Source organism: Marinobacter alkalisoli (assembly GCF_045449855.1).
Taxonomy (GTDB): Bacteria; Pseudomonadota; Gammaproteobacteria; order Pseudomonadales; family Oleiphilaceae; genus Marinobacter.
In genome coordinates this window covers 128,872-142,309 of sequence record NZ_JBJJLC010000025.1, presented here as the reverse complement: position 1 = coordinate 142,309, position 13,438 = coordinate 128,872, and the positions used below count along the sequence as shown (strand labels likewise).

Below are 13,438 nucleotides of genomic sequence, written 5' to 3'. Positions count from 1 at the left end.
GACAAGGCTGAAACGAAATCTTGCCCACCTGGCGCCTTTTATCATCCACTGGGCTGACGCAGGCAATGAAACGAGTGCAGTTTTTCTCAATGGACCCGGCCGCCATTCGTTGGCTTCAGCTGTTGTCACTACTGTTGTGTGTAGTGACTTCGTTGTCGATTGAGGCAGCCCCGCTTGAGCGCAGCAAGCAGCAGATCATTGTGGGCGGAGACCACTATCATCCTCCCTACGAGTTTATCGACGAGAACGGCGAGCCTGCGGGCTACAATGTTGAGCTGACCCGGGCGATTGCCGAGGTCATGGGCATCAACGTCAAATTCGAGCTGGGCGAGTGGTCTGAGATGCGCAAAAAGTTCGTCGGCGGCGAGATCGATGTGCTTCAGGGCATGTCACATTCCGACGAACGCGCGAAGAACTTCGAATTCTCGCCACCCCACGCGATTGTGCATCAATCAATCTTTGCCCGACGTGGCGATCCGGTTGTCGATGTGAGCGGCCTTAAGGGAAAAGAGGTCATCGTTCAGCGTGGTGACATCATGGAGGATTACCTGATTGAGCATCAGGTCGGCGCCAGGTTGCTTCCCGTCGACACCCACGCCGACGCACTACGCTTGCTGGCTTCGGGCAAGGGGGATTATGCGCTGGTTGCCAACCTGCCGGCGCTCTACCTGACACAGCAGTTGGGCCTGACCAACATCGTGCCAGTGGCGAGACCCTTCTCGTTGTCGTATGGATATGCTGTCAGGAAGGGGCAGTCCGATCTGCTTGCCCAGTTTTCCGAGGGAGTGGCGATTCTCAAGAATACCGGCCGCTATCAGGAGATCTACGACGAATGGCTGGGACCGCTTAAAGAGGACGGCGGCATTCCATGGAAGCTGATCGGTCAGGTCGGTGCGGCGGTGTCCGGCACGCTGCTGTTGGTTCTGGGCAGCATTGTGATCTGGAACCGGACGTTGCAGCGGGAAGTGGACAGCCGTTCCAGGTCTCTGCGCGAGCATCAGCAGCAGTTGATCCAGGCCGACAAGATGACGTCACTGGGTGTGCTGGTCTCGGGTGTCGCTCATGAGATCAACAACCCAAGCAGCCTCCTGCTGCTGAACCTGCCGGTGCTACAGGATGCCTATGCGGATTGCCTGGACATACTTGATGCTCATTATCGCGAGCATGGAGACTTCATGCTCGGAGGGCTCGAGTACTCGCGTATGCGGGATGAGATTCCCCTTATGCTTGATGAAATGCTGGAAGGCAGCCAACGCATCAAACGAATTGTGGGCGACCTGAAGGACTTCTCCCGCCACGGCAGTACTGACCTGGCCGAGATCCCGGATTTCAACGCCGTCGTTGTGACCGCAATCCGGCTGGTGGACAATTCAATCCGTAAAGCGACGTGTCATTTTGAGGTTAACTACGGTGCGGATCTTCCGGCAGTGAGGGGCAATACCCAGCGGATCGAGCAGGTGGTGATCAACCTTGTCGTGAATGCCTGCCAGGCACTGGAGCATCCGCAGCAGGGTATATTTCTCAGAACCTATACCGAAACTGATAAAATGGGACTGCATCAGGTATTGCTGGAGATCAGTGACCAGGGCTGTGGTATGGCCCCCGACGTCATGAACCGTCTGACCGATCCGTTTTTTACCACCAAACGCGAGAGTGGCGGCACCGGTCTCGGGCTTTCGGTGTCGGCCGGTATTGTGCACGAACATCAGGGGCGACTGACCTTCGATTCCAAAGCGGGAGAGGGAACCACCGTTCGACTGTCTCTGCCGGCACTGCAGCCTGAAAGTTCCGACACAACCCCGTGAATATCCTCAGATGCGACTGGAGCCACGTTCGATGACGAAGAGCCTTTACCCCACGTTTGGTGTGTTGTTGGTGGATGACGAGCCGTCGTTTTTGCGAAGTCTCGGGATAGCGCTGGAGCGCAGCGGCGGTATCACCAATATTCACCGCTGTCAGGACAGCCGCGACGTGATGGGTATACTGGCTCGGGAAAATATCGGCCTTGTGACGCTTGATCTAACCATGCCGCACATTGGTGGCGAAAAGCTGTTGCACCAGATTGTCGAGGAGCACCCGGATGTGGGTGTGATCGTCATCAGTGGGCTGAACCAGGTGGAAACAGCTGTCAATTGCATCAAGCTCGGCGCCTTCGATTATTTCGTCAAAACCGACGAGCAGGACCGGTTGATCGAGGGTATCAAGCGGGCTATCCGGCTGCAGGAGTTGCGGCGGGAAAATCAGGCGCTGCGCCGACATGTCCTGAATGACACTCTGGATCACCCCGAGGCTTTCGCGCCTATTATCACTGGTGATAAGGGTATGCGGTCGGTGTTCCAGTACCTGGAGTCGGTGGCGGTGAGCCGCGAGCCGATCCTGGTCTGTGGCGAAAGCGGGACCGGCAAGGAACTGATCGCCCGCGCGACACATACCCTGAGCGAGCGCCCGGGATCGCTGGTCTGTGTCAATGTCGCCGGGCTCGATGACAACATGTTCGCGGACACCCTGTTCGGCCACCAGCGTGGTGCGTTTACCGGTGCCGACACTGCGCGTGCCGGGATGATCGAGCAGGCAGCGGAAGGGACGCTGTTCCTCGACGAGATTGGCGATCTCAGTATGGCCTCCCAGGTCAAGCTGCTGCGGTTGCTGCAGGAGGGGGAATACTACCCGCTTGGTAGCGACCGGCCGAAACGTCTGCGGGCCAGGGTGCTGGTCGCGACCCATCAGGACCTGGCAAAGAAGCAGGCCGCGGGCGAGTTTCGCAAGGATCTCTACTACCGCCTGCGTACCCACCATGTGCAGATACCTCCGTTAAGGCATCGCAAGCAGGATATCCCGCTGTTGCTGGAGTACTTTCTTGCCAAGGCTGCCGAGGAGATGGGGAAAACCAAGCCGGTCGTTCCAGGTGAACTGCCGGTGCTTCTGTCCAACTACGCCTTTCCCGGCAACGTGCGGGAGTTGCGGGCGATGGTGTATGACGCCGTGAGCGTTCATCGTTCCCGCATGTTGTCGATGAGTGTTTTCAAGCGAGCCATTGATTTTAATGATTCGGAAACCGCTTGCGCGCCTGTCGAGCGCCGCTCTGTTTTCGTCGCTGATGAGCCGTTGCCGGCGCTGAGTGATGTGGCAGATTTGCTGGTTCAGGAGGCGATGAGGCGTGCCGAGGGTAACCAGTCCATTGCCTCGCGGCTGTTGGGCATCTCCCAGCCGGCGTTGAGCAAACGAATAAAAAAGCAGCAGTCCTGATCGCCATGGTGAAGGCTGAACCCCTATAACCTTTCGATCTGCTATAACCTCGCGAAACATTAGTAACTAATTGATAATTAAAGATTGATGTTTGCTTGAGTCGATTTTTGCCCCTTCAGGTTATACCCCTTCCACGTAAGCGACTTCCGCTCATCTCCGTTTTTTATTCTTTTTTAACAAGGGCTTAAGGAAGTTCTTCGAGCCTGGCGCAGTGCTTGCTCTATCTGTGGCGGCACCGTCGTTAGAGGGGTGCCGCACACTCACAACAACAAACGTGGAGGTTCCCGATGCTGGAACTATTCAACGACATCCTATGGGGCTATGTCCTTATCGCAATGCTGATCGCGGTCGGTATCGGTTTTACCGTCGCATCGCGCTTCGTACAGTTTCGTTACTTCGGCCGAATGTTTCGAATTTTTGGCACAGGCCAAGTGTTCAGTCGTGACAAGCAAGGCCACCTGAGCTCGTTCCAGGCGTTGCTGCTGTCTGTCGCCGGTCGCGTCGGCGGCGGCAATATCGCCGGCGTTGCAGTCGCCATCACCCTCGGTGGGCCCGGTGCCATATTCTGGATGTGGGTCGTCGGCCTGATGGGCATGGCGACCAGTTTCCTGGAGTGTACTCTCTCGCAGGCCTACAAGAAGGCCGAACCTGATGGCACCTTTCGTGGCGGCCCGGCTTATTACATCTCACGCGGGCTGGGGCAGAAGTGGAACTGGCTGGCGGTGGTCTATTCAATCCTGCTGCTAGTGACCTTTGGCTTCGGCTTCACTGCGCTGCAGTCATACTCCATCGCTACGTCATTCGAGGATGCCTTCGGTGTTCCCGTGCTTTACACCGGCATCGCGATGGCGATCACCGTCGGGGTGATCATTTTTGGTGGCGTCAAACGAATTGCCCGGACGGCTGAAGTACTGGTGCCGGTCATGGCATTTGGTTACCTGGCGATCGCGGTGGTCGTACTGGCAATGAATCTCGATCAGGTGCCTACGATGCTGGCGCTGATCGTCAAGAGCGCCTTCGGCCTGGAGCCTGCAGTCGGTGGTGGTATTGGCGCCGCCATACTGATGGGTGTGAAGCGGGGGCTGTTCTCCAACGAAGCGGGACTTGGCAGTGCGCCGAACGTCGCCGCCGTGGCCTATGTACCGCACCCGGTAAACCAGGGTGGAGTGCAGGCGCTATCGGTGTTCATTGATACCCTTGTATTGTGTACCTGTACCGCGTTAATCATTCTCATGGGCACCGCCTACGACCCGACCCAGGGCGGTGATATCGGCGGGGTGGCGCTTACCCAGATGTCGCTGGCCAGTCATGTGGGTGAGTGGGGCCGCGAATTCGTCAGCATTGCGTTGTTGCTTTTCGGTTTCAGCACCATTCTTTACAACTACTACCTGGGTGAGAACAGCCTCAACTTCTTTAGCGAAGAGAATCGCACGCTGTTCAACGTTTTCCGCATCGCGGTTATCGGCCTGTGTGGCTGGGGTGCAACTACCGATCTGGGAACCGTATTCGGGTTTGCAGACGTGACGATGGGCTTGCTGGCACTGGCGAACCTGCTTGCGTTGATCATGCTGATGCAGCCAGGACTGCGGATCCTGCGTGATTTCGATGACCAGGTAGAAGCCGGTATCAAGCAACCGGTTTTCGATGCCGCCAACTTTGCCGATCTCGATATCGACGCGGCAGCCTGGAAGATCGAACCTGAAGACCGACAAAGGGCTGCCCCGTTCGTTGCTGAAAGCGTTGCAACTACGCGGTGAATCTGTTGGCGCAATACCCGGGCGTGAGGATGGCTTCGCGCCTGGGCAAATCATCGACGATTGACGGACCTGAAAACATGCAGGAGTGGCTGGAAGGTATTCACCAACAGGCGCGTACCCGGCTCGGCCAAGGGCAGGTTGCGAGCTATATTCCGGCGCTGTCAAAGCAGGATGCAAATCGCTTCGGTATTGCGATTTGCACCAACGACGGCCGCGTTTACGCGGCTGGCGATGCCCGGGAGTCATTCTCGGTCCAGAGTATATCGAAGGTGTTTTTGCTGACTCTGTCGCTACGCGCCATCGGCAACGCACTCTGGGAGCGGGTCGGGCTCAATCCTTCGGGCATGCCGTTCAACTCCCTGACGCAGCTTGAGGCGGAGCGGGGCAAGCCGCGAAATCCATTCATTAACGCCGGTGCGATCGTTGTTGCCGACTCTTTGGTCAGCGCCTTCGCGACGCCGGCGCAGGTCATCCAGGATGTGGCGCGGCGTCTGTCTGGCAATTCGTCCATCCTGATCGATCGAAGTGTTTTGGCCTCTGAATGGGAACACCGTTCGCGGAATGCCGCGGTGGCCTATTTGACGAAGGCGTTCGGCAACATCCATAACGAGGTTGATGATGTGCTCCACGCCTATTTCGCCTGCTGTTCGCTAAACATGAGTTGCGTCGATCTGGCGGTGGCGTTGAACTACCTGGCCGCGGAGGGATATTCGCGACAGGCGGACGAGCAGTTCGTGGCACCGGAACTGGCACGCAGAATTAATTCTCTACTGTTTACCTCCGGTATGTACGACGCTGCTGGTGAGTTTGCCTACCGTGTCGGTCTACCGGCCAAGAGTGGCGTCGGTGGCGGCATCGTGGCGATAGTACCGGGCCGCTTCTCCGTCTGTGCCTGGTCGCCGGCGCTCGACGATAACGGCAATTCGGTGGCGGCCCAGTATGCGTTGGAGTTGCTGTCGGACAGTCTTTAAATACTGCTCACCTCAACCCAACGCCACTGATCAGGATGTAGGAACGTGTTTATCAGACCGGCGCCACACCAAAGAGCCACTGGTGAGCCCAGAACACCGTCAACACATACACCGCAAGCCCACCCACAACCGCAACGGCATCATTCGCCTTGCTGGCCGGGAGCGTGGCCATGGGCCGCTGGGCTCTGCGTTTCAGGGAAATCCGGTCGACCACCGCCCACGCCAGGAAGGAGCCGAACAGCAACACGTCATGCAGCATGCCGTTTGTCAGCAGGTGAGCCAGCGCCCAGAGTTTGACCGCTACCAGCATCGGGTGCCCCAGCTTTGCCTTGATCTTGCCGGGAAAGTAGGTGGCAAGCAGCAACGGGAAGACCGGAATCAGAAGCAGCATCGCGAGATGCCTGAGCCAGCCCGGCGGCGTGTAGATCACGGTTGGATCCAGGCGGGCGGCGCCATAGCCCCAGATGATCAGCACCAGACCGATCAGGGAGGCCAGCGAGAAGAGCCCCTTGAACGCGGCCTCGCCCAGGGAGGCCTGCAGGCGATTACGCAGCGGCTCGTTGACGATGGACAGCGAGTGCAGACCGAGAAACAGAACCAAACCTACGATCAGTGTGGTCATTTTCTATAGCTCCTTGTTGTTTTATTGACCGGGGCCGTTGTGCCTTCACGGCCTGAAAAACCGGGGATTGCGCTCAATGAAGGCGTCGATCCAGCGTTCCAGGAATGATCGCGCACCGGGATTCTTGAGATAGCGCCAGCCCAGTACCGAAATGACCAGGGCGCCCAGGGCATCGACGATCAGGTCCCACATGGTATCCGTCAGCCCGGATGGGTCGCCCAGCATGGGCTTTTGCATGTTCATGCCGAACATGGAATCCATGGTGAATTCGATTATTTCCCACAGCGCACCCACGCCCAAAGCGAACATGAAAGCGAAGAAGGCCACAAAGCCCGGCTTCATGTGGACCTGAATTTTCTCAGTCTCGTTCATTATGTGTACAAGCAGAAAGCCGAGAATGCCAAGCAAAAAGCCGGACAGGGTGTGTAATGCCATATCCCACCACCAGAATCGGGTGTAGTAATCGCGTATCTCGCCCAGGAACAGGGATGCGAACACGAACGCTATAGCCGCGAGTTGCAGTTCTGGTGGGATGTGAATGCGGAACCTGCGTTCAAACAGCACCGGGAAAAAAGTGATCGCGATGATCATGGCGGTCAGGAACGCGGTAAACCAGCGTTGACCCCATATGGCGAAGACTGTCTCTGCCAGCAGAATCAGCTGCAATGCAATGGTGATTCTTTGGTGGGTAATTCGGATGCGCATGGGCCGGACGTTCCAGAAATCAAAGCGTTTACCCTAACATACCCGGAACGGTTGATAACGCCGATGTCTATAGGCCCGAGACATGTCTTCTCACTGACGCAGGCAGGAACAGGCGCTATAGTTGGATGATGCATAGAACGTGTCGCCCCCTGCTGGTTTGTTGGATATCTCTTCTCAGCCTGTCAGCCTGGGCCCAGCCCCATACAGAAAATTGTATTGCCAGCGAAGTTCAGCCGGAGGCGATTGATCTTGATCAGCCCCGGGACCAGCTGGCGCGCCAGGGTGACCTGGTGATTCCGGAGGGGGCCCGCATTGGTCGGATTCGTGTTGTTCGCCGACCGATTTTCGATGTCAGTGATCCGGAACAGGACAACTTTTTCTACCGGATGCTGAACGCGCTCAATACGCCCACGTGGGAGTCGGCTTTACGCGCCCAGTTGGTATTTGAAGAGGGTGATGTCTACCAACCGGGCCTGATTGCCGAGTCCGAACGTCTCCTCCGTCAGCGGGAGTACCTGACGGCCGCCTGGGTCGGTGTGACCCATGTGTGCGGCAATGAGGTAGAAGTGAGTGTTCTGGTCCGGGATACCTGGACGCTGCTGCCCACCGTTGGGGCTTCGCGGTCGGGCGGCGATAACACGACCAACACGGGGCTGTCGGACCCGAATTTTCTGGGGTCCGGAAAAAGTGTGGGGGTGTCCTACACGAGGGATACCGACCGCACCGAAACCAGTGTGTATTTCGATGATCCGAATGTTTTCGGCTCCCACTGGCAGAGTGGGTTTGCCTACGATAAGCGCAGCGATGGCCGGGGTCGCAGTGCCTACCTGGAACGTCCGTTCTACAGCGAGCAGGCGGATTGGCGCGTCGGGCTGAGCGGCTTGGACGATGTGCGCGAGGAGTCCCGTTTTGTGGGTGCGGAGGACATCGCCGATTACCGTCGCAGCCGTGAATACGCCAGTATTGATGTGGGGTGGCGGCTGGCGGAGCGCAAGAATCGACAGCTGAGACTGCTGGCCGGTTACCGCTATGACGCCCTGGGTTTTGAACGCTTGCCGGACGAGCCCGCACTGGATGTGCTACCGGAAGACCGGACCCTGAGCTACCCGTGGATCGGCTTTGACTACCGCGAGAACCGGTTCCAGGAGATGACAAACCTGACCCGTCTGCAGCGGGTGGAGGACGTTCGGGACGGGTTCGTGTGGCGCACGGAGCTGGGCTACTCCTCCCCCGGACTCGGGGCCACCGAGGACCGCGTTGTGCTGAACATGGATTTCCGTGACGCACTGCTGGCCACAGCAAACAATTACGCCAGCTACGAGTTCATCCAGAGTGGCACCTGGCGGTTCGATGAGAGCCGTGTCGAGAACCTGTTGGGAACGCTCAGTGTGGAGTACTTCCATGGCGGTTCGGTACGCTGGAACAGTTGGTACACCAACCTGTCTTTTACAGCGGCCCACAACCTGACCGTGGACCAGCAGCTCCTGATCGGCGGTGATAACGGCCTGCGCGGCTACCCAAGCGAGTATCAGCAGGGCAACCGGCGGGCGCTCTGGACAATCGAGCGGCGCTATTTCCCGGATTGGCACCCCTTCAAGCTGTTCCGCCTGGGCGGCGTGCTGTTCACGGACGTGGGGCGAGCCTGGTTCGATGATGGCCGGAACAATGGTCCGGATGAAGGTGTGCTGAAAGACGTGGGCTTTGGGCTGCGGCTGGCATCAAGCCGGATTGAGGTCCATAGGATGCTGCACCTGGATTTTGCTTTCCCGCTGGATGGGGATGACAGCATTGATGACATGCAGGTACTGTTGCGGGGCAGGGCACGCTTCTAGCAGAATACGCCTTTCATGCTGCCAGCCTGCAAGTGAGAGGAGAATCACGGCCAATGTCAGAAGAACCACTGAAAACCCTGTCCGACATGGCCAGTGATGCCCATGCCCGCATCCAGGCTGTCCATCAGCATATTAACCCGGTGGTGGAAGTGCGCCGCGGCATGCGGGATTCCGGTATCCCTGCCGATGTCATGACCATCGACTGCCTGCGCACCCGCCGCCGCATCACGCTCATCCTGCATGATGGGCAACCGGGGATGGTGCTCTACCAGTTTGTGACGATGGATAATGAAGTGGGTAATGACTTTAAACAGATGCTATTGTCCGATGTGGATGTAGACACCCTGTTTGACTGGATGCAGGATTACTTCGGATGAGCTGACCCGCTACACGGCGCTGGAGCCCCACTCGGGGTGGGTCTATACTGAATTGAGCGGCCAACCAACCGAGTGGCAGTCGTATGCGCGAGATCGATGCCCTGGAGTTCTGGCAGGCGCAGGGCCCCGCTTATTTTCGTGAGCTCTCCACCTTCGGCGCTCTTCCTGACCAGGTGATACTGCGTCTGATGCAAGGCGGGCGGGTGATTGCGCTCGACGCTGGAGAACGTCTTTATAGCGCCGGTGAGCGTAGCGAATCCTTCTATATTGTCTTGAGCGGCACGGTGAATACTTTCATGCCGAGGCGTGATGGCGGGTGGACGCTCGCACGCAGCCATGAAACGGGCGACGACATGGGCTTCGTGCCAATGATCGCCCTCAGGGACCGCCCTGCCAGCACGACGGCGGATGTGGACTCGGTCGTGCTTGAGATCAGCTGCGCTCAGTTCATAGAGCTGCACCAGCGCGACCCGGAAGCTTTCGGCGTTATCCTGTTAAATCTGGGTCGTGGCATGGCGCGGGCAATCATCAACATGGCTACCGTATTGGCTGAGCAGGACAATCAGCTGCATGCAGCCTATTTGTCGTCGCCCACATCTGTCACAAACCGTAAGACCGCGAAATAGTATCCTTTTCCCCGGATTCAACCAGTTTCTGATAGCTTTCCTGCAAAGCACGCAGAATCTCCGGGTCCGTATCTTTGTGAACCGCCAGGTACATGGGGGTCTCACGGAATACCAGGACTTGTTCCAGATCGGTCACGTCTGAAGAATCGGCGGCCAGGTATGGGCCTGCCAGACCGTCCGCTACCCACAGATCAATCTGATCCTGAACCAGGCGGCGGGCATTGAGGCCATTATTACTGATGGCAGACACGTTGAAGCCCTTGTCAGCCAGGTAGCCGGTCATGACATCGCCTTTATAGCCACCGATCCGGTACTCCCGGGCGTCTTCCAGATTTTTCAGCTCGATCGACGATCCAGGCTTGGCGAACAGCGTCCACTTGATGGACGACAGCGGCCCCACCCAGTTGAATGACGGCTCACGATCTTCTGTTTTGGATACGCAATAGATGCCGTGGTCCGGGTGGCGTTCGGTGCGGTTAAGACCATAACTGAGATCCCGGAGCTTGATGCTGTATTCCAGGTTGGCCTGTTCCACCAATGCCTTCAGCACGTCCGTACAGAGGCCGGTAATGTCTTTTTCCGAGTGGGCAAACGGCTGGCCGTTGGTGGTCATGTTGTAAGGAGGATACTGTTCAGTGTAGATCCGCAGTTCTTCGGTGGCAGTAGCACAACCGGCCATCATCAACAGGGCCATTACAAGCCCGAATTTTCCTTTCATGAACCCACTCCACTTGTCTGGTTACGGTATTTTGGGAGCGCGGTATGATATTGAACGCGGACCCAACATGACATGCCGGAATCCTCTTCTTTACATTTTCACAACACAGTGACATTCAGTCGGGTCATTGAAAAGCAGGGCGCAGACGCTACAATGCAGCTCTCAAGAATCTGGCAGTTTGTCCACGGAGGGGCGATTAGCATGTCTCGCAAGGTTGCGATTGGCTTTGGTTGTATTGTTTTTGCTGCAGTGTCTGCAGGGGTATTGGTCTGGCTCTCCCAGGAGCGCCTGAGCTTCAGTCCGGAGCCGGGCACCTCCCGCACTTTCGTTATTTCCTCCGAAACTCACCTTGAGCCCCAGAAAGGCGGCCGGTACGCCCGTGCCGAGACCCTGACCATTTCAAACGTGCTTAATACACGCGTAGAAAAAGTGGATGATGGTGCTGCGTCTCTGAACACGTCGGTTGTGCATGCGCTGATGGGCAATGGGCGACGCGTGCTTTTTGATACCGACGATATCAATCCCGACGATGAACGGGAGAACCTGATCGCCCGATTGATGCGTGCCGGTCTCAATGAGGTGGTGGACGAACGTGGCCAGTTACAGGAATTTTCGTTCGCTGATATGGACGCATTTTCGGAGCTCTCCGATTCCGCCCCCGAAGCCATCGGTGAGCTGGGGAAAGCCATGGGGCTGGCGGGCCTGTACCAGCCGGAGTTCCCGACCGGAACCTTGCGCAAGGGATTAAGCTGGCAGTCAGAGCCGCTGGAAGGTGGCGCTGTAGAACTGCCTGCCATGCAATATGAGGTGGTGGCGCTGTCACCGGAGCGGATAACCGTAACCCTCAGGGAGTCTGGTGTTGCCGACGACGAGCCCGGTAGCCTCGGCTTCCTGGTGTTCGAGCGGGCCACCGGTTGGCCTTTGCAGGGCCGGCTATTGGTCAGGCAGAGCCAGTCCCACGGAGACCAAACCTATGAGGTTACCTCCTATCTGAGTATGTACCAGCAGGGCCACCCGATGAAGGTGACTGATCAGGTACTGGAAGGCTGGGCCATCAATGCTCTGAATGGACTTCCGGTCAATCTGGATGACCCCGACATGCGTCGTTATATGGTGCCGCCATTTGTTACTGATGCCCTGGATGAGCGACTGGCGCGATTGCAAGACACCATGCTTTGGTTTTCGCCGGGTCCAGGCGGCCGGGACAGCGGCCTGCAGTTGGCTCATGAGGTGATGATGGACAGCTTTGTGGAGCTTAGGTCATTGCACGGAGTGAGTTTGTGGGATCAGGACGACAACCCGATAAAACCCGACATCGAAGTCAATCCGCGATTCCGCCCGGGGGCCCTGGCTGGGCTGGGTACGGAGGAGATCCGGGATCGGAATCCGTTTCAGGTGGGCCAGTTGTCCGCACAGGAGCTGGAGGCTATCGATCGCCTTGAGCTCGATCTGGCCCTATCGGTGCCCGGGGAACTGGTGTCGTTTGAGATCGATCGGTCAGGGGGCGTGATTGCTGGTGATGCAGGCGTATATCAGGTGGAGGTGCTGGACTGGACTAACGAGCAGGCCAGGGTAAAGCTGACGCACGCCGACGACGGAACGTTTGATCGCTGGAGTCAAATCTCGGCATTGCCCCAGGGGAGCGATGGAGAGCCCATCACCCATTTCGGTTATCGCCGAAGCATCTCGGTGCTGGAGCCGTTGCGCTCCGATTTTCTTGAAGCAACCGACCGTGATTCCGATTTCATGGCGTTTACCCGCTTTATTCGGCCTGAGCTGCACCCGCTTGGCGACGAGTGGGTGGGGAGCGACCGCATTATTGAAGTGAGAACGCGCGAACCGATCAGCTCTCTTATGATCCATGTTCTGCCAATGGAGCCTCACCGGGAGGTGTTCTCGGTGCAAAGCGCGGGGAAGACCCTGAAGGGCGGGCCGGTAGTGGGTACCCGGGTGCTGGATGAATACAAGGTGCCTACCTTCGAGTTCGCCGAAATAGACATGGGCAGCGTTTCAGCCGAGGGCACCGGGAACAACCGCCTGAGCGTGCAGGTGCCGGACCAGGGGGGCAATCGCTGCAGTGTCAGGTTGCTTTCGCCGCTTGAGCACCAGGGCAGCCCCCTTTCCCTGAAATCCGCAGGAGGTTTTGGCCACAGCGAGCAGGTTCTGGCTACCGAACACGGCGTCCGATTCTTCTACGACATGCAGGTGTCACTGCAGGCCCAGTGCCTGACGCGGATTGACGTGCGTACCGAGCCGGTAGATGACAGCGAGTTCCTGCAAAGAGTGGATCCATTCACCATCGAAATCAGTGAGCAGCTGTACAACGATATAGATCGGGTACAGGCGTTGCGATCCGGTTCGTACTTTGGTGAACAATACCCGCTGATTGGCCGCAATGGTGACCAGCAACCGCTGGTGATCCTGTCGCGGATGGACCAGTACCAGGGGGAAGAGGCAGCGCCGGATTCCCGCCGGATCCGGTTCTGGGGAGAAGTTGAGGAAGTGACCTTTCCGGTTCTGGCCGGGAAGGAGTCCCGCCAGATTGATGTCGAGTTTCCGCCACTGCCGTAAGGATACGGGCCGA

Annotated in this window: 11 protein-coding genes; 8 read left to right on the top strand and 3 right to left on the bottom strand. The window is 57.7% G+C overall.

Annotated features, from left to right (window positions below; translation table 11 throughout):
- The first annotated feature begins 65 nt into the window (after nucleotides 1-65).
- The 4 genes from ACJO5Y_RS10675 (at nucleotide 66) to glsB (ending at nucleotide 5,974) form a co-directional block, all read left to right on the top strand.
- Nucleotides 66-1,805 carry a transporter substrate-binding domain-containing protein gene (locus ACJO5Y_RS10675; protein ID WP_406987087.1) on the top strand — a complete coding sequence of 580 codons (1,740 nt, stop codon included), beginning with the start codon at nucleotides 66-68 and terminating at the stop codon, nucleotides 1,803-1,805.
- 31 nt (nucleotides 1,806-1,836) lie between these two features.
- On the top strand, nucleotides 1,837-3,246 hold the full coding sequence (locus tag ACJO5Y_RS10670; protein WP_406987086.1) for a sigma-54-dependent transcriptional regulator: 1,410 nt from the start codon (nucleotides 1,837-1,839) through the stop codon (nucleotides 3,244-3,246).
- Between the two features lie 287 nt (nucleotides 3,247-3,533).
- Nucleotides 3,534-5,003 carry an alanine/glycine:cation symporter family protein gene (locus ACJO5Y_RS10665; protein WP_406987085.1) on the top strand — a complete coding sequence of 490 codons (1,470 nt, stop codon included), beginning with the start codon at nucleotides 3,534-3,536 and terminating at the stop codon, nucleotides 5,001-5,003.
- Nucleotides 5,004-5,080: 77 nt separating this feature from the next.
- Nucleotides 5,081-5,974, top strand: a complete 894-nt coding sequence (glsB, locus tag ACJO5Y_RS10660; protein WP_406987311.1) for a glutaminase B — start codon at nucleotides 5,081-5,083, stop codon at nucleotides 5,972-5,974.
- Between the two features lie 52 nt (nucleotides 5,975-6,026).
- On the opposite strand, the gene ACJO5Y_RS10655 is transcribed toward glsB, so the two are convergent.
- On the bottom strand, nucleotides 6,027-6,596 hold the full coding sequence (locus ACJO5Y_RS10655; RefSeq protein WP_406987084.1) for an NnrU family protein: 570 nt from the start codon (nucleotides 6,594-6,596) through the stop codon (nucleotides 6,027-6,029).
- A 45-nt stretch (nucleotides 6,597-6,641) separates the two neighbouring features.
- Entirely contained in the window at nucleotides 6,642-7,301 is a 660-nt protein-coding gene (locus ACJO5Y_RS10650; protein WP_406987083.1) for a DUF2238 domain-containing protein, read from the bottom strand.
- Between the two features lie 125 nt (nucleotides 7,302-7,426).
- On the opposite strand from ACJO5Y_RS10650, the gene ACJO5Y_RS10645 reads away from it, so the two are divergent.
- The 3 genes from ACJO5Y_RS10645 (at nucleotide 7,427) to ACJO5Y_RS10635 (ending at nucleotide 10,136) form a co-directional block, all read left to right on the top strand.
- A complete protein-coding gene (locus tag ACJO5Y_RS10645) occupies nucleotides 7,427-9,133 on the top strand; it encodes a BamA/TamA family outer membrane protein (protein ID WP_406987081.1) in 1,707 nt (568 codons plus the stop codon).
- 53 nt (nucleotides 9,134-9,186) lie between these two features.
- Nucleotides 9,187-9,510 (top strand): hypothetical protein, encoded by a 324-nt coding sequence (locus ACJO5Y_RS10640; protein ID WP_406987079.1) that lies wholly within the window; start codon nucleotides 9,187-9,189, stop codon nucleotides 9,508-9,510.
- A gap of 83 nt (nucleotides 9,511-9,593) precedes the next feature.
- Nucleotides 9,594-10,136, top strand: coding sequence for a Crp/Fnr family transcriptional regulator (locus tag ACJO5Y_RS10635; RefSeq protein ID WP_406987077.1), 543 nt, complete (start codon nucleotides 9,594-9,596; stop codon nucleotides 10,134-10,136).
- On the opposite strand, the gene ACJO5Y_RS10630 is transcribed toward ACJO5Y_RS10635, so the two are convergent.
- On the bottom strand, nucleotides 10,111-10,854 hold the full coding sequence (locus ACJO5Y_RS10630; protein WP_406987076.1) for a substrate-binding periplasmic protein: 744 nt from the start codon (nucleotides 10,852-10,854) through the stop codon (nucleotides 10,111-10,113). The genes ACJO5Y_RS10635 and ACJO5Y_RS10630 overlap by 26 nt on opposite strands.
- Nucleotides 10,855-11,055: 201 nt before the next feature.
- On the opposite strand from ACJO5Y_RS10630, the gene ACJO5Y_RS10625 reads away from it, so the two are divergent.
- Nucleotides 11,056-13,425 carry a hypothetical protein gene (locus ACJO5Y_RS10625; protein WP_406987074.1) on the top strand — a complete coding sequence of 790 codons (2,370 nt, stop codon included), beginning with the start codon at nucleotides 11,056-11,058 and terminating at the stop codon, nucleotides 13,423-13,425.
- The last annotated feature ends 13 nt before the right edge of the window (nucleotides 13,426-13,438 follow it).